This is a genomic window from Mycobacterium seoulense, assembly GCF_010731595.1.
Taxonomy (GTDB): Bacteria; Actinomycetota; Actinomycetes; order Mycobacteriales; family Mycobacteriaceae; genus Mycobacterium; species Mycobacterium seoulense.
On record NZ_AP022582.1, the window covers coordinates 4,892,789 to 4,907,147 of the forward strand.

A 14,359-nucleotide genomic window follows, 5' to 3' on the forward strand; every position below is an offset into this window, starting at 1 on the left:
TGTCGAGCGGTCCCGTTAGTTGGTGCTACGCAACTCGGTGCTGCCGGCCCGGCGCCCGGCCGCCTTCTTGGCGGTCGACTTGGCGGCGGCTTTCTGCGGCGCGGCCTTCTGCGGCGCCGGTTCCACCGGCACCGCCTTCAGGCTGGCCTTCGCCGGCTTGGCCGGCTCCTGCTTGCGGCTCAACCGCTGCAACAACAGGGCGCCGCCACCGACCGCCAGCAGCACCGGCCATTCGACCAGTCCCGCGACGCCCAACGCACCGAAGGCCACCGCCGCCGCCGGCGCCGAGTGGCTGCCGCTGCTCATTCCCTTTTTGATGCCCTCGGCGGCTCCGGTGACACCGCCGATGACTCCGTTGACCGCCGCGCCACCCACAGCGCCGGCGGCCGCGGTGGTCGTGTTCGCCGCGCGACTCACCGCCTGACCCACGCCTCGGACCGCTCCGCCGATGACACTCATGCTGACTCCCTGGCCTTGTGCCGTGCCGCGAAACCCGCGCCACCATCGAGGTGTACCCGCTGAACGCATCGTTAACGGCAAAGAAATATTGTATCTGCTTCTAACAAAGGGAAAGCCTGCCACCTCGCAAACCCGCAGACAACGAGCAATCGGAGTTTATTTGCCTGGGCTAGGGGCGCCTTATGTCGATCAGCACGGGCGCGTGATCGCTGGCGGCCTTGCCCTTGCGCTCGTCCCGCACGATCTGCGCGTCCGTCACGCGGCCGGCCAGCTCGGGGGAGGCGAGGATGAAATCGATGCGCATGCCCTGCCGTTTGGGAAACCGCAGCTGGGTGTAGTCCCAGTAGGTGTAGACGCCCGGGCCGGGCGCGAAAGGCCTTACCACGTCGGCGAATTGCGCGTCGACGATGGCGCCGAACGCGCGGCGCTCCGGCTCGGAGACGTGGGTGGCGCCGGCATAGAACTCGGTGCTCCACACGTCGTCGTCCGTCGGGGCGATGTTCCAGTCACCGGCCAGCGCGATCTGGGCGGTGGGATCGTCGCGTAACCAACCGGCCGCCGTATCACGCAGCGCGGCAAGCCATTCCAGCTTGTAGGTGTAGTGCGGGTCGCCCACCGCGCGGCCGTTGGGCACGTAGAGGCTCCACACCCGCACGCCGCCGCAGGTGGCTCCCAGCGCGCGGGCCTCGGCCGTGGCAGCCACCTCCGGCTTGCTGCTCCAGGTGGGCTGGCCGTCGAAGCCGATCTGCACGTCGTCGAGGCCCACCCGCGAGGCGATAGCCACGCCGTTCCACTGGTTGAAGCCGACATGCGCCACCTCGTAGCCGAGTTCGAAGAACGGCAGGGCGGGGAACTGGCCGTCGGAACACTTGGTCTCCTGCATGGCCAGCACGTCGACGTCGGCGCGGCCCAACCAGTCGACGACGCGGGGCAGGCGGCTGCGAATCGAATTCACGTTCCACGTGGCCAGCCGGTAAACACCGTCGGGCATGGCTAGACGGTATCCCAGGCGGGTGAGCGGGCCGGAAAGTAGCGGCGGCGGTGGTGCGCGCGCAAGCCCAGCGCCTCGGTCAGCGTCGGTGCGAGGGTGCCGGCGCCGGTGTCGGGGCCAACCAGGTAGGCGCGGGTCGCGCCGCGCGCCGCGGCCCAGGCCAACAACGCGCGGCATGCGGCCGCCGTGGCGTGCTCGCCGGCGGCGCCCGTCGCCGACAGCCCGACGAACCGCGCGCCGCCCGGGGCATCGGTCACCGCGGCGCGCGCCGCCACCACGCCGGCGTGCAGGCCGACCATCAGCTCGCCCTCGATGACGTCCGGATGAGGCGCCAGGGCGATGGACGGGTCGGGTTCGGCCGGGGCCGGCGCGGACAGGTCACGCACCCAAACCCTTTCGGTGTGTTCGGCGTTCAGGCCCGGCGGCAGCGGCAACAAGCGATCCGGAATCGCCAGCCGCGGCGCCAGGCCGCGCCGCTCATACCAGGCGGCGATCGCCGCAACGGTACTAGCGCGGGCCGAAATATCAAGCGGCACTGCGTAATCGACGCCATCCCCGGCCCGCAGCAGCCAGCCTTCGAGCCAGGCCCGCTCGGCCCCGGGCGACGCCGCGGCGGCCGCGTGCTCGAGCGCGCGGATCTCGGAGGTGCGGACCGGGGCGTCGGTCAGCACCCGCAGCGCGACCACGTCGCCGGCCGCGACTTCGACGATCGCGCCCGTCTTGGTCCGGAGCCGCACCAGCGGGTCGACCGCGAGCAGGTGTCCCACCGCGTCGGTCAGCGGGGGGACCGAGCCTTTCGTGCGCCGGTAGCGAAGCGTCACCCGGGTACCCGGCTCCGGCCACGAGAACATCAGTGACCGAAGGGGTCCGGTCCTTCACCGGGCAGCCACGACAGGCCGGGCACGCCCCACCCGTGCGCCTTGACGGCGCGCTTGGCGCTGCGGGCGTGCCGGCCGACGAGACGGTCCAGGTACAGGAAGCCGTCCAGGTGCCCGGTCTCGTGCTGCAGCATGCGGGCGAACAGTCCGGTGCCCTCGAGCTCGACGGGCTGGCCGTCGGCGTCCAGGCCCGTGACCCGCGCCCAGGTGGCACGGCCGGTGGGGAAGGACTCGCCCGGCACCGACAGGCAACCCTCGTCGTCGGTGTCCGGATCCGGCATGGTCTCGGGCACTTCGGAGGTTTCCAGCACCGGGTTGACGACAACGCCACGCCGGCGGTCGGTCCGGCCGCGGTCGTCGGCGCAGTCGTAGACGAAGACGCGCAAGCCGACGCCGATCTGGTTGGCGGCCAGGCCGACTCCGTGCGCGGCGTCCATGGTGTCGTACATGTCGGCGATCAGCTCCTGCAGGTCCGCCGGCAGCGACCCGTCGGCGGCGACGGGCACGGGCTGCGTCGGGGTGTGCAAGACCGGATCACCGACGATCCGGATCGGTACGACTGCCATGGTCGGCTAAGCTACCGCACGCGTGTGCGTGTCCAAGCCGGCGATCGCCGGTGCGGGCAATCTGAGCCAATCGGCCGACTCGCGGGTCTGGATGACGGCTTGAGGGTTTGCGCCGTGGTTCAATATTCGCCGAAACACGCCCTTAGGTAAGTCAAGTCATCAGAGCAGCCGAGCATTCGCCGGAAGGGTCCAGGGGAAGCTATATGGACAGCGCCATGGCGCGGGCAAATCGATCGGGGGACGATGCCGAGATCGCAGATGGGCTCACCCGCCGCGAACACGACATCCTCGCCTTCGAACGTCAGTGGTGGAAATTCGCGGGCGTAAAAGAAGAAGCAATCAAAGAGTTGTTCTCGATGTCGGCGACGCGCTACTACCAGGTGCTCAACGCGCTCGTCGACCGGCCCGAGGCACTGGCCGCCGACCCGATGCTGGTGAAGCGGTTGCGGCGGCTGCGTGCCAGTCGCCAGAAGGCGCGGGCGGCGCGGCGCCTCGGCTTCGAGGTGACCTGACTCGCTACAGTGGGCTCGATGAAAGAGCGAGTCCCCGACTCCACCGGGCTGCCCCTGCGGGCGATGGTGATGGTGCTGTTGTTCCTGGGGGTCATTTTCCTGCTGCTCGGCTGGCAGGCGCTGGGCTCGTCCGGCAACTCCGAGGACGACTCGGCGTCGGCGGCCTCCACGACCGCCTCCACCAGCGCGTCGCCCACGCCGACGAGCACTAAGCCCGCGGGGAACCACGCCGAGGTGCAGGTGTACAACATCTCGACGAAAGAGGGCGTCGGCGCTCGCACCAAGGATCAGCTCACGGCCGGCGGCTTCAACGTCACCAAGGTCGACAACCTGACCGTGCCCGACGTCTCGGCCACCACGGTGTACTACACCGACGCCGACGACGAGCACGCCACCGCCGACGCGGTGGGCAAAATCCTGGGCGCGCCGGTCGAACCGCGCATCCCCGCCCTGGCCGGCCAACCGCCCGGCGTCATCGTCCTCGTTACGGGCTGAGGCTCGAGCGACTAGGCTTCCGCTATGCCTCAGCTCGCTGGTCACCGCTTCGCCGCCGTCGCCGTTTCCGCGTTCTCCGCGGCCACTTCCGTCGCGCTGCTGGGCGCGTGCTCGTCGCCGCAACACGCCTCGACCTCGCCGGGCACCACGCCCGCGGTCTGGACCGGATCGCCGGCCCCGACGGGAACCGGGACGCACGAGGGCGGGCCCGCCGCCGCGGCCGCGGGAAAGACCATCACCACCCACCTCAAGGCGCCCGACGGCACCGAGGTCGCGACCGCGACCTTCCAGTTCAACAACGGCTACGCCACCGTCACCATCGCGACGAGCTCCGACGGGGTGCTGACTCCCGGCTTCCACGGCGTACACATCCACAAGGTCGGCAAGTGCGAGCCCAACTCCGTCGCCCCGACCGGTGGGGCGCCGGGTGATTTCCTGTCCGCCGGAGGGCATTTCCAGACGCCCGGGCACGCCGCCGAGCCCGCCAGCGGCGACCTGACCTCGCTGCAGGTGCGCAAGGACGGGTCCGGGATGATGATGACCACCACGGACGCGTTCGGCATGGACGACCTGCTGACCGGCGAGAAGACCGCGATCATCATTCACGCCGGCGCCGACAACTTCGCCAACATCCCGCCGGAGCGGTACAACCAGACCAACGGAACCCCCGGTCCCGACCAGATGACGATGACCACCGGTGACGCCGGCAAGCGGGTCGCGTGCGGTGTGATCGGTGCCGGCTAACAGGGCCCCCAACAAGGTCGAGTCGCGCATCGATTTCGCCCGTTCACCGAGGCCGACCCTCGGCGTGGAGTGGGAGTTCGCGCTCGTCGACGCGCAAACCCGGGACCTGAGCAACGAAGCCACGGCGGTGATCGCCGAGATCGGCGAAAACCCGCGGGTGCACAAGGAGTTGCTGCGCAACACGGTCGAAGTGGTCAGCGGGGTCTGCAACTCCACCGGGGAGGCGATGGAGGACCTGCGGCAGACGCTGGGACCCACGCACCGGATCGTGCGGGACCGGGGCATGGAGCTGTTCTGCGCCGGCGCACACCCATTCGGCCAGTGGTCCACCCAGAAGCTCACCGACGCGCCGCGGTACGCCGAACTGATCAAGCGGACCCAGTGGTGGGGGCGGCAGATGCTGATCTGGGGCGTGCACGTGCACGTCGGGATCTCCTCGGCGCACAAGGTCATGCCGATCATGACGTCGTTGTTGAAGTACTACCCGCACCTGCTGGCGCTGTCGGCGTCCTCGCCGTGGTGGACCGGCGTGGACACCGGGTACGCCAGCAACCGGGCGATGATGTTCCAGCAGTTGCCCACCGCCGGCCTGCCGTTCCAATTCCAGACCTGGGCGGAGTTCGAGGGGTTCGTCTACGACCAGAAGAAGACCGGCATCATCGATCACGTCGACGAAGTCCGTTGGGACATCAGGCCTTCGCCGCACCTGGGCACCATCGAGGTCCGCGTCTGCGACGGCGTGTCCAACCTGCGCGAGCTGGGCGCGCTGGTGGCGTTGACGCACTGCCTGGTGGTCGACCTGGACCGCAGGCTGGAGGCCGACGAGTCGTTGCCCACCATGCCGCCGTGGCACAACCAGGAAAACAAGTGGCGCGCGGCCCGCTACGGGCTGGACGCGATCATCATCCAGGACGCCGACAGCAACGAGCGGCTGGTCACCGAGGATCTCGACGACGTGCTGAACCGGCTGGAACCCGTCGCCAGGTCGTTGAATTGCGCCGACGAGCTGGCCGCGGTGGCCGAGATTCCCCGGCGCGGCGCCTCATACCAGCGGCAGCGCCGGGTCGCCGAGGAACACGACGGTGACCTGCGGGCGGTCGTCGACGCGCTGGTGGGCGAGCTGGAAATCTGATGGAGCTGGCGATGTTTCCGCTGGAGTCGGCGCCGCTGCCCGACCAGGACCTGCCGTTGCGAATCTTCGAGCCGCGCTACGGCGCGCTGGTGCGGCACTGCCTGGACACCGGGGATCCGTTCGGCGTGGTGCTGATCGCCCGGGGCCGCGAGGTCGGCGGCGGCGAATCGCGTTGCGACGTGGGCGTGTTGTCTCGGATCACCGAATGCGTCGATCACGGCGCGGGCCGGTACTCGCTGCACTGCCGGACCGGGGAGCGGATCAAGGTGTCCGAATGGCTGCCCGACGATCCCTACCCGCGCGCCACCGTGACGCTGTGGCCCGACCAGCCGGGCGATCCGGTCACCCCGGCCCAGCTGCGCGAGGTGGAGGACCGGGTGCTGGCCCTCTTCGAGCGGATCGCCGACGCGCGGGGGTTGGCGCTGCCGGACCGCGCGGCGCTGCTGGGACCCGCCATGGCCGACCCCGGACAGCGCCTGTGCGCGTTGGCCTCTCGCATCCCGCTCGGCACCGCCGACCGCTACACGGTGCTGGCGGCGCCGTCGGCCGCCGACCGCCTCGCCGCGCTGCGCGAGGCGGTGGACGCGGTCGCCGAGGTGGTGGAGTTCCAGCTCTCCGAATAAGACTGTCCGACAGGGGATTGCATGAAGGTACATCTGCAGGTCGACGGCTCGCCCGTGGACGCGGCGGCGAGCGCGGCCGACATCGCCGCGACGGGCGCCGACGGCCTGTTCACCTTCGAGGGCCAGCACGACGTGTTCTTTCCGCTGATCGTCGCCGCCGGCGCGACCCGCCTGGAGCTGATGACCAACGTGGCGATCGCCCCGCCGCGCAGCCCGCTGCATCTGGCCCACGCCGCCTACGACCTGCAGCTCTACAGCGGCGGACGGTTCCGGCTCGGCCTGGGCTCGCAGGTGAAGGCCCACATCGAAAAGCGTTACGGCAGTAAGTGGGAGCGACCCGCGGCCCGGATGGCCGAGACCGTCGCGGCGATCAAGGCGATCTTCGCGGCCTGGGAAGGGCAGCGCCGCCTGGACTTTCGCGGCGAGTTCTTCACCCACACCATCATGGCGCCCAACTTCAATCCCGGCCCCAACGCGTTCGGCCCGCCGCCGGTGCTGCTGGGCGCCCTGGGCCCGGTGATGACGCGCACCGCCGCCGAAGTGGCCGACGGCCTGCTGGTGATGCCGTTCAACAGCGCCCGGCACTTCACCGAACGCACCGTCCCGGCGGTCGCCGAGGGGCTGCGCCGCGCCGGACGGCCCGCCGACGGATTCCAGATCGTCGCCCAGGCGATGGTCGCCGTCGGCCGCGACGAGGCGGACCTGGCCGCCGCGATCGACGGTGTGGCAGCGCTGATTTCGTTCTACGGCTCGACCCCGGCCTATCTGCCCGTGCTCGAGGCCGAGGGCTGGGCCGACGTCCAGCCCGAGCTCAACGCGCTGTCCAAGCAGGGCCGCTTCGCCGAGATGCGCCGCCTGATCGGCGACGAGATGGTGGCGCGGATCGGGATCGTCGGCACCCCCGAGGAATGCGCGCGGCAGATCGCCGCCCGGTTCGGCGAGTACGCCGCGGAGGTGTGCTGCTACTTCCCGGGTTACACACCGCGCGCCGCGGACGTCGCCGAGCTGATCGGCGCCCTGCACCGCACCCCGGCCGTGCGATGAGTCCCTTGACGGTCGACGTCGACGCGGGCGTGGCGGTGCTCACGCTCAATCGCCCCGAGCGGCGCAACGCCTACACCGCCGAGATGGGCGCGCTGCTGAGCCGGGCGTACTCCGACTGCGACGGCGACGACGCCATCCGGGTCATCGTCGTGACCGGGGCGGGCGACACGTTCTGCGCCGGGGCGGACTTCTCCGGCGGCACAAGCCCGTTCGAGGCCCCGGCCGACGGGTTCTCGGCGTCACCCATCTCCCCGGCCGCGTTCGAGCTGCGCAAGCCGGTGATCGCCGCCGTCAACGGGCACGCGATCGGCATCGGCCTGACCATCGCCTTGCAGGCGGACCTGCGCATCGTCGCCGAGGACGCCAAATACGGTGTGGTGCAGGTGCGCCGGGGCGTGCTACCCGACTGCATGGCGCACTGGACGCTGGCGCGGCTGACCACCCTGGGGGTGGCCGCGGACATCCTGCTCACCGGGCGAACCTTCGCCGGGGCCGAGGCGGTGGCGCTCGGCGTGGCCAACCGGGCCCTGCCCGCCGACCGGGTGCTCGACCACGCGGTGGAGGTGGCCCGCGACATCGCGGTCAACGTGGCGCCGATGTCGGCGGCTCTGTGCAAGCGGCTGCTGTGGGACACCGCGATCAACAACTACACCCCACGGCAGGTCGCCGCGCTGGAAACGCAGCTGCACCATCGCGTGATGGGCACCGCCGACGCGCGCGAGGGGGTGGCCGCGTTTCTCGAGCGCCGGCCGCCGTCGTTCACGTCGCGGCTGTCCCGGGAGTGGACGCCGCTGCCCGAGCCGTGAGCTGCTCGGAGAGCTCCCACCACCGCGCCGCGCGCTCCGCGTCGCGGGCGTAGGGCGCCGCCCTGTCACTGACCCCGCAGTCTTCGAGGTACAGCCCGCCCCGGCCGGAAAGCTCCGCGCTGACCGCCGCCCACACCTGGGTGGCCGCGCCCCGGTCGGGAGTGATCACGTCGAGGGGCCCGGCGGCCACCTCGTGCAGCCGCGCGAAATCGGCGCGGGACATGTGTCGTGCCAGCGACGTCGCGACGGTGCCGGGATGGACGGCGTAGGCGCGGATCCCGGCGTCGCGCAGGCGGCGGTCGGCCTCCACGGCGTGCAGGATGTTCGCCGTTTTCGAGGCGCCGTAGGCGACGAACTTGTCGTATTCGCGACGCTCCCAATGGGGGTCGTCGAAGTCGACGTCGCCCAGCGCGTGGCCCCCGGACGACAGGTTGACGATCCGGGCGTGACCGTGAGTCCGGGCGGCGGCGGCGAGCTGCGGAACGAGGAGCCGGGTGAGTTCGAAATGCCCGAAATGGTTGGTGCCGATCTGCATCTCGAAGCCGTCGCGCGTCCTGCCGAACGGCGTGAACATCACCCCGGCGTTGTTCATCACAACGTCGATGGCGGGCGCGATTTCGCCGATGGCGGCCGCCGCCGCCCGCACGCTGGCCAGCAGGGTGAGGTCGAGCTCGACGGTCGAGGTCCGCGCGCCCGGCGCTTCGGCCGCGATCCACCGGGCCGTCTCCGCCAGGGCGTCGCGGTCGCGGGCGGCCAGGACCACGTGCGCCCCCGCGGCGGCCAGGGCGCGGGCCGACTCGCGCCCCAGCCCGGACGAGGCGCCCGTGATCAGGCAGGCCTTGCCGGACAGGTCGATTCCGTCGACGACGTGCAGCGCGGTCGGATGCTCGGTCATGCCGGTACAGGCTGCCACACCGCGGCGCGGGCCATCAGCCGCGGCGCCACGGCCCGATGCAGCGGGCCGACGACGCCCCAGACCGTTCGGGCGGCGGTCTTGTGGCAGTAGTGCACACGTGTGGTGAGGCTGGCGCGCCGGTCGTCGCGGCGCCGCAGCGTCAGCTCGCCGTGCATCAGCGGCCCGCGCGCGGTCAGCACGAGTTCGTCGTGATCGGAACGCGCGATCGTCCAGCCGATGATGTGCTCGGGCGACGAATACGGCCCGAGGCGGAACCTCAGCACGTGGCGGTGGATCCACGGGACGCCGCCGCCGGGGCCCGCCCCCACCGCGTCGCGGAACGTCTGCTCGGCGGTGCGCGAGTCACCTTGCGGGAGCGGCACTTCGAAGACATCCACGTAGTCGGCCCCCTCGGCCGACGCCGCAACGCGCTTCAGCGTCGATCGGGTGACGACGCGGTGTGCGCCGGTGCCGATGACGAGCGCCCGATACGCCTTCCCGTGCGCGCCCGGGAAGGCCGCCCAGGTGGCCGCGCGCACCCGGGTGCGGCCCGGCGCCTCGTCCTCCAGCTCGAACACCCACCGGTACACCGCGAAAAGGTGCCGGCCCTTCAGCGCGAACCGCACCGGCGGGCGGGCCTCGTCCAGCACGAAGCCGGTCGGCACGGTCGAGGGGTCGTGCGGGTCGCGACACAGCACCCGCAGCAGCGCCGACCACGTGTCGGCACGATTCGCGTCGACGGTTATGGCATGCTCATCGATATAGGGTAATCGTTCCATATAGAAGGACTGTACTAGATCGTGGCACCTCCACGGAAGCACGAAACCGATGTGATCCTCGACGCCGCCCGGGCCCTGGTGCTCGACGGCGGACCCCGCGCGGCCAGCGTCGCGGCCATCGCCAAAGCCAGTGGCGCCCCCGCGGGCACCCTCTATCACCGGTTCGGCAACCGCGACGGCATCCTGACGGCCGCGTGGCTGCGCGCGTTGGAACGCTTTCAGTCGCGGGCCCTGGCCGCGGCCGGCGAAACGCCGGCGGACGCCGCCTTGGAAACGGCGGTGGCGATGGCCGTGTCCGCCGTCAGCTTCGCGCGCGAGCTGCCCGACGACGCGCGGCTGCTGTTGACGATCCGGCCCGCCGACCTGCTCGACGACGAACCCGACGCGGCGTTCCGGGAGACGCTGGCCGCCATGAACGCCCCGCTGACCGAGCGGATCGCGGTCTTGGCCCGCCAGCTCTACGGCAACAACAGGCCCCGGTCGCTGGACGCCGTCGCGCGGGCCGTCGCGGACCTCCCCTATGCCGTGGTCCGGCGTCACGCGCATGACGAGCCGATGCCCAACTGGCTCGAGCGCGACGTGGCGGCGTCGGCGCGGGCCGTGCTACGGGCCTTTGGCGAAGGCGCGTAGCGCCTCCACCTGCACGGGATCCAGTGAGGGGCGCACGACCTGGCGCGCCGCCGCGATGTCCGCGGCGGTCACGTCGGTGGCGTCGATGGATCGCCGCATCGCGGTCAGCGCCGCCTCCCGCAGCAGTGCCACGCAGTCGGCGGCGCTGTAGCCGTCGAGCCCGGCGGCCACCTCGTCGAGGTCGACGTCGTCGCTCAGCGGGACGGATTTGCCCGCGGTGCGCAGGATTTCGCGGCGGGCGGCGGCGTCGGGCGGTTCGACGAACACCCGCCGCTCCAGCCGGCCCGGGCGCAGCAGCGCCGGGTCGATCAGGTCCGGCCGGTTGGTCGCGCCCAGCACGACGACGTCGCGCAGCGGGTTGACGCCGTCGAGCTCGGTCAGCAGCGCGGCCACCACCCGGTCGGTCACGCCCGAGTCGAAGCTCTGCCCGCGCCGGGGCGCGAGCGCGTCGATCTCGTCGAGGAATATCAACGACGGGGCGGAATCGCGGGCGCGCCGGAACAGTTCGCGGACGGCCTTTTCCGAGCTGCCCACCCACTTGTCCATCAGCTCGGAGCCCTTGACCGAGTGCACGGACAGCTGCCCGGTGCTGGCCAGTGCGCGGACGACGAAGGTCTTGCCGCAGCCGGGCGGCCCGTACAGCAGCACCCCGCGGGGCGGTTCGACGCCCAGCCGGGCGAAGGTGTCGGGGTGCTGCAGCGGCCACAGCACGGCCTCGGTGAGCGCCTGCCGGGCCTCGGCCATGTCGCCGACGTCGCCCAGGGTGACGTTGCCGACGACCACCTCCTCGCCGGCCGACCGCGACAGCGGCCGGATGACCGTCAGCGCACCGAGCAGGTCCTCCTGGCTCAGCTCGGGTGGCCGGCCGTCGGCGCTGGCGCGCGACGCCGCCCGCAGCGCGGCCTCCCGCACCAGCGCGGCCAGGTCGGCGACCACGAAACCCGGTGTCCGGGAAGCGATTTCACTGAGATCCAGGGCGGCTGCGGGCACCGATTTCAGCAGCGACTCCAGCAGCGCCTTGCGGGTGCCGGCATCCGGCAGCGGCAGGCTGAGTTCGCGGTCGCACAGGTCCGGCGCGCGCAGCCGGGCGTCGAGCTGGTCGGGCCGCGCCGAGGTGGCGATCAGCGCGACGCCCTCGGTGGCCACCGCGGTGCGCAGCTCGCCCAGGATCAGGGCGGCCACCGGCTCGGGGGTCGCGGGTAGCAGGGCGTCGACGTCGGTGATCAGCAGCACGCCGCCGCCGTCGCGGACGGCCTGCACGGCCGAGCCGACCGTCTTGAGCCGGTCTTCGGCGTTCAGCGCCCCGACCTCCGGCCCGTCCAGCTTCACCAGCCGGCGGCCGTCGCAGACCGCGCGCACCAACGTCACCTTGCCGACACCGGCCGGGCCCGACACCAGCACGCCGAGGTTGGCGCCGGCGCCCAGCGTCTTGAGCAGGTGCGGCTCGTCGAGCGCCAGCTTGAGCCATTCGGCGAGCTTGGCGGCCTGGGGCTGCGATCCCTTGAGCTCCTCGAGGACGGTCTCCGGGCTCGCGACGTCGAGGAGTTCCAGCGACGGCAGGGCGCCGCCGGCCGAGGCGCCGGAGCCGACACCCACGCCCCAGGTGACCAACGTGTTGGGCTGCACGCTGACCGGGCCCGCCGGGTCGACGCCGGTGACGGTCAGCAGCTCCGACGTCCAGCTGATGCCCACCGAGGCGGCCAGCGCGCGGGCGGCGGCCGACGTCGAGAACGGCGGGCCCAGGTCGCGGGGCAGCAGCGACACGGCGTCGCCGACGGTCAGCACCTTGCCGAGCAGGGCCTGCCGCAGGGTGACCGGCGAGATCGACTGGCTGGCCAGCGACGAGCCGGACAGCGTCACCGACCGGGCGCCGTAGACGGTGACCGCGCCGACGATCACCGCGGTGCCCTCGCGCAGCCCGGCGTTGGACAGCGTCACGTCGTCGAGCAGCACGGTGCCGACCGGGGTGTCCGGGCCGGCCAGTCCGGCCACCGCGGCCGTGGTCCGCGAACCCGTCAGCGCCACCGCGTCCCACTCCCGGATGCCGAGCGCGGCGACCGCGCTCGGATGCAGGCGGACGACGCCGCGGCGCGAGTCCACCGCGGAGGTGTTCAACCGCGCGGTGAGCGTGAGCTGACGGGCCGCATCGTCGCCCGGCCGGCTCATCGCAGGCGCCCACCCGGTTTGCGCAGCCCGAGCCGCGCCATCGACCGGCGGTGCGGCTGGGCCCGGCGGATCGCGCGGCGGGCGGCGCGGCGCTGCTTGGGTTCGTCCGACCACGCCTCGGGGTGGGCGGCCAGCCAGCGTTGGTTGCGGACCGCGAACGGGACGTGGCAGAGGTAGGCGATGATGATGACCCAGATCAGCACGTAGGGAGCCAGCACCGCCGCGGCCGCGCAGATCGCCAGCAGCGCGAGCAGCGGCGCCGCCCAGCTGGGGGGAACCGCCGCGGCGTGCATCTTGCGCATCGGGATCTTGCTGATCATCAGCATCGAGGTCCCCGTGATCCAGATGCACAGGAACGTCGTCGACGTCCACCAGCCCTCACCGAACTGCAGCTTGAGCCCGATCAGCCCGATCATCGACACCGCGCCCGCCGGCGCCGGCATGCCGACGAAGAACTCGTGCGTGTAGGCGGGCTGACTGCCGTCGGCCTGCAGCGCGTTGTAGCGCGCCAGCCGCAGCACCACGCACACCGCGTAGAGCAGGATCGCCACCCAACCGGCCGGCGACTTCGTCAGCAGCGCCACGTAGAGCACGATCGCCGGCGTCACCCCGAAGTTCACCGCGTCGGCCAGCGAGTCGATCTCCTCGCCCATGCGCGACTGGGCGTCCAGGATGCGGGCCACCCGCCCGTCCAGCCCGTCCAGAATGGCGGCCGCGGCGATCAGCGCCATCGCGGCCTTGGGCTGGTGCTCGAGGGCGAACCGGATCGCGGTAAGGCCCGCGCAGATGGACAGCACGGTCATCGCGCTGGGCAGGATCTGCAGGTTGACCGACGGCCTGCCGCGCGGCTTGCTGATCATGGCAGCTCGGCCAGCACGGTTTCGCCGGCGACCGCCCGCTGGCCCTGGTGGACCAGCGGCTCGGCGCCCGCCGGCAGATAGGTGTCGAGCCGGGAGCCGAACCGGATCAGCCCGTAGGTGTCGCCGATGGTCAGCTTGTCCCCGACGCGCGCGTCGCAGATGATGCGCCGCGCCAACAGCCCGGCGACCTGCACCGCCACCACCTCCGCGCCGTTGGGCGTCCGGATCCGCAGGCTGGTGCGCTCGTTCTCGGTGCTGGCCGCGGGCAGGTCGGCCGAGCCGAACCGGCCGGGCCGGTGCTGCACCGCGATCACCTCGCCGCTCACCGGTGCGCGCTGCACGTGCGCGTCCAGCAGCGAAAGGAAGATGCTGACCCGCGGCAGCGGTGTGTCGCCCATGCCGAGTTCGGCGGGCGGGGCGGCGGAGTCGATGACGCAGACCACCCCGTCGGCGGGGGCGACGATCGCGCCCGGCCGGGTCGGCGGCACCCGGGGCGGGTGGCGGAAGAACCCCGCGCAGGCGGCCGCCGCCAGCAGGCCGGCCCGCCGCACCCACCGGTGCCTGCGGCCGGCCAGCGCCACGGCGAGCCCGGCGGCGATGAACGGGCGGCCGGCCGGATGTACCGGCGGAACGGTCGAGCGCACCAACTCCATCGCGTGCTGGGGGCTGAACGTCGGATCCTCGGCGGTGGGGCCGATAGGGCGGGGGCGTCGTGCCACGCGGCCATCTTACGAAAGGCGGGGGCCGGTTGGTTCCGGCCCGCAGGGGGAACGCCCGCC

17 protein-coding genes are annotated in these 14,359 nt (G+C 71.9%); 8 read left to right on the top strand and 9 right to left on the bottom strand.

All coding sequences use genetic code 11. The annotated features are described in order from the left end of the window. Window positions 1-15: 15 nt before the first annotated feature. The 4 genes from G6N37_RS22655 to G6N37_RS22670 all read right to left on the bottom strand — a co-directional run bounded on the left by G6N37_RS22655 (window position 16) and on the right by G6N37_RS22670 (window position 2,894). Window positions 16-459: a hypothetical protein gene (locus G6N37_RS22655; protein ID WP_174813875.1), complete on the bottom strand. Its 444-nt coding sequence runs from the start codon at window positions 457-459 to the stop codon at window positions 16-18. A gap of 169 nt (window positions 460-628) precedes the next feature. Continuing rightward, window positions 629-1,450, bottom strand: coding sequence for an exodeoxyribonuclease III (locus G6N37_RS22660; RefSeq protein WP_163683637.1), 822 nt, complete (start codon window positions 1,448-1,450; stop codon window positions 629-631). A 2-nt stretch (window positions 1,451-1,452) separates the two neighbouring features. Then, on the bottom strand, window positions 1,453-2,301 hold the full coding sequence (locus G6N37_RS22665; protein WP_163683638.1) for a GNAT family N-acetyltransferase, cg3035/Rv0428c family: 849 nt from the start codon (window positions 2,299-2,301) through the stop codon (window positions 1,453-1,455). After that, window positions 2,301-2,894 (bottom strand): peptide deformylase, encoded by a 594-nt coding sequence (locus G6N37_RS22670; RefSeq protein ID WP_163683639.1) that lies wholly within the window; start codon window positions 2,892-2,894, stop codon window positions 2,301-2,303. Before G6N37_RS22670 ends, G6N37_RS22665 begins: the two co-directional genes overlap by 1 nt. A 203-nt stretch (window positions 2,895-3,097) precedes the next feature. Here G6N37_RS22670 and G6N37_RS22675 point away from each other — a divergent pair, with 203 nt between their 5' ends. The 7 genes from G6N37_RS22675 to G6N37_RS22705 are packed head-to-tail and all read left to right on the top strand — an operon-like array spanning window position 3,098 to window position 8,250. After that, entirely contained in the window at window positions 3,098-3,406 is a 309-nt protein-coding gene (locus tag G6N37_RS22675) for a DUF3263 domain-containing protein (protein WP_007167558.1), read from the top strand. Between the two features lie 18 nt (window positions 3,407-3,424). After that, on the top strand, window positions 3,425-3,901 hold the full coding sequence (locus G6N37_RS22680; protein WP_163683640.1) for a LytR C-terminal domain-containing protein: 477 nt from the start codon (window positions 3,425-3,427) through the stop codon (window positions 3,899-3,901). Window positions 3,902-3,925: 24 nt separating this feature from the next. Further along, on the top strand, window positions 3,926-4,645 hold the full coding sequence (gene sodC, locus G6N37_RS22685; RefSeq protein ID WP_163683641.1) for a superoxide dismutase[Cu-Zn]: 720 nt from the start codon (window positions 3,926-3,928) through the stop codon (window positions 4,643-4,645). After that, window positions 4,635-5,777, top strand: coding sequence for a glutamate--cysteine ligase (locus tag G6N37_RS22690; protein WP_163683642.1), 1,143 nt, complete (start codon window positions 4,635-4,637; stop codon window positions 5,775-5,777). Before sodC ends, G6N37_RS22690 begins: the two co-directional genes overlap by 11 nt. After that, window positions 5,777-6,400 carry an LON peptidase substrate-binding domain-containing protein gene (locus tag G6N37_RS22695; protein ID WP_163683643.1) on the top strand — a complete coding sequence of 208 codons (624 nt, stop codon included), beginning with the start codon at window positions 5,777-5,779 and terminating at the stop codon, window positions 6,398-6,400. Before G6N37_RS22690 ends, G6N37_RS22695 begins: the two co-directional genes overlap by 1 nt. Window positions 6,401-6,421: 21 nt before the next feature. Further along, on the top strand, window positions 6,422-7,444 hold the full coding sequence (locus tag G6N37_RS22700) for a TIGR03617 family F420-dependent LLM class oxidoreductase (protein ID WP_163683644.1): 1,023 nt from the start codon (window positions 6,422-6,424) through the stop codon (window positions 7,442-7,444). Beyond that, window positions 7,441-8,250, top strand: coding sequence for an enoyl-CoA hydratase/isomerase family protein (locus G6N37_RS22705; RefSeq protein WP_163683645.1), 810 nt, complete (start codon window positions 7,441-7,443; stop codon window positions 8,248-8,250). The genes G6N37_RS22700 and G6N37_RS22705 overlap by 4 nt, the downstream gene beginning before the upstream one ends. Here the strand turns inward: G6N37_RS22705 and G6N37_RS22710 are convergent. Continuing rightward, window positions 8,204-9,145: an SDR family NAD(P)-dependent oxidoreductase gene (locus G6N37_RS22710; protein ID WP_163683646.1), complete on the bottom strand. Its 942-nt coding sequence runs from the start codon at window positions 9,143-9,145 to the stop codon at window positions 8,204-8,206. The two genes, G6N37_RS22705 and G6N37_RS22710, sit on opposite strands and share 47 nt — an antisense overlap. After that, window positions 9,142-9,924, bottom strand: a complete 783-nt coding sequence (locus G6N37_RS22715) for a hypothetical protein (RefSeq protein WP_163683647.1) — start codon at window positions 9,922-9,924, stop codon at window positions 9,142-9,144. The genes G6N37_RS22710 and G6N37_RS22715 overlap by 4 nt, the downstream gene beginning before the upstream one ends. 21 nt (window positions 9,925-9,945) lie before the next feature. Here G6N37_RS22715 and G6N37_RS22720 point away from each other — a divergent pair, with 21 nt between their 5' ends. Continuing rightward, window positions 9,946-10,554, top strand: coding sequence for a TetR/AcrR family transcriptional regulator (locus G6N37_RS22720; RefSeq protein WP_163683648.1), 609 nt, complete (start codon window positions 9,946-9,948; stop codon window positions 10,552-10,554). Here the strand turns inward: G6N37_RS22720 and G6N37_RS22725 are convergent. The 3 genes from G6N37_RS22725 to G6N37_RS22735 are packed head-to-tail and all read right to left on the bottom strand — an operon-like array spanning window position 10,528 to window position 14,299. After that, window positions 10,528-12,720 carry an AAA family ATPase gene (locus G6N37_RS22725; RefSeq protein WP_163683649.1) on the bottom strand — a complete coding sequence of 731 codons (2,193 nt, stop codon included), beginning with the start codon at window positions 12,718-12,720 and terminating at the stop codon, window positions 10,528-10,530. The two genes, G6N37_RS22720 and G6N37_RS22725, sit on opposite strands and share 27 nt — an antisense overlap. After that, the gene (gene pssA, locus G6N37_RS22730; RefSeq protein WP_163683650.1) at window positions 12,717-13,580 is read right to left on the bottom strand and encodes a CDP-diacylglycerol--serine O-phosphatidyltransferase; all 864 of its coding nucleotides are present in this window, start codon (window positions 13,578-13,580) and stop codon (window positions 12,717-12,719) included. The genes G6N37_RS22725 and pssA overlap by 4 nt, the downstream gene beginning before the upstream one ends. After that, window positions 13,577-14,299: a phosphatidylserine decarboxylase gene (locus G6N37_RS22735; protein WP_163683651.1), complete on the bottom strand. Its 723-nt coding sequence runs from the start codon at window positions 14,297-14,299 to the stop codon at window positions 13,577-13,579. Before G6N37_RS22735 ends, pssA begins: the two co-directional genes overlap by 4 nt. Window positions 14,300-14,359 lie beyond the last annotated feature (60 nt).

Excerpts from the sequence above, each read along its gene's own strand:
- sodC (WP_163683641.1), top strand. The coding sequence starts at position 3,926 with ATGCCTCAGCTCGCTGGTCACCGCTTCGCCGCCGTCGCCGTTTCCGCG.
- G6N37_RS22700 (WP_163683644.1), top strand. The coding sequence starts at position 6,422 with ATGAAGGTACATCTGCAGGTCGACGGCTCGCCCGTGGACGCGGCGGCG.
- G6N37_RS22660 (WP_163683637.1), bottom strand. The coding sequence starts at position 1,450 with ATGCCCGACGGTGTTTACCGGCTGGCCACGTGGAACGTGAATTCGATT.
- G6N37_RS22665 (WP_163683638.1), bottom strand. The coding sequence starts at position 2,301 with ATGTTCTCGTGGCCGGAGCCGGGTACCCGGGTGACGCTTCGCTACCGG.
- pssA (WP_163683650.1), bottom strand. The coding sequence starts at position 13,580 with ATGATCAGCAAGCCGCGCGGCAGGCCGTCGGTCAACCTGCAGATCCTG.
- G6N37_RS22670 (WP_163683639.1), bottom strand. The coding sequence starts at position 2,894 with ATGGCAGTCGTACCGATCCGGATCGTCGGTGATCCGGTCTTGCACACC.
- G6N37_RS22655 (WP_174813875.1), bottom strand. The coding sequence starts at position 459 with ATGAGTGTCATCGGCGGAGCGGTCCGAGGCGTGGGTCAGGCGGTGAGT.
- G6N37_RS22675 (WP_007167558.1), top strand. The coding sequence starts at position 3,098 with ATGGACAGCGCCATGGCGCGGGCAAATCGATCGGGGGACGATGCCGAG.
- G6N37_RS22710 (WP_163683646.1), bottom strand. The coding sequence starts at position 9,145 with ATGACCGAGCATCCGACCGCGCTGCACGTCGTCGACGGAATCGACCTG.
- G6N37_RS22705 (WP_163683645.1), top strand. The coding sequence starts at position 7,441 with ATGAGTCCCTTGACGGTCGACGTCGACGCGGGCGTGGCGGTGCTCACG.
- G6N37_RS22695 (WP_163683643.1), top strand. The coding sequence starts at position 5,777 with ATGGAGCTGGCGATGTTTCCGCTGGAGTCGGCGCCGCTGCCCGACCAG.
- G6N37_RS22715 (WP_163683647.1), bottom strand. The coding sequence starts at position 9,924 with ATGGAACGATTACCCTATATCGATGAGCATGCCATAACCGTCGACGCG.
- G6N37_RS22725 (WP_163683649.1), bottom strand. The coding sequence starts at position 12,720 with ATGAGCCGGCCGGGCGACGATGCGGCCCGTCAGCTCACGCTCACCGCG.
- G6N37_RS22680 (WP_163683640.1), top strand. The coding sequence starts at position 3,425 with ATGAAAGAGCGAGTCCCCGACTCCACCGGGCTGCCCCTGCGGGCGATG.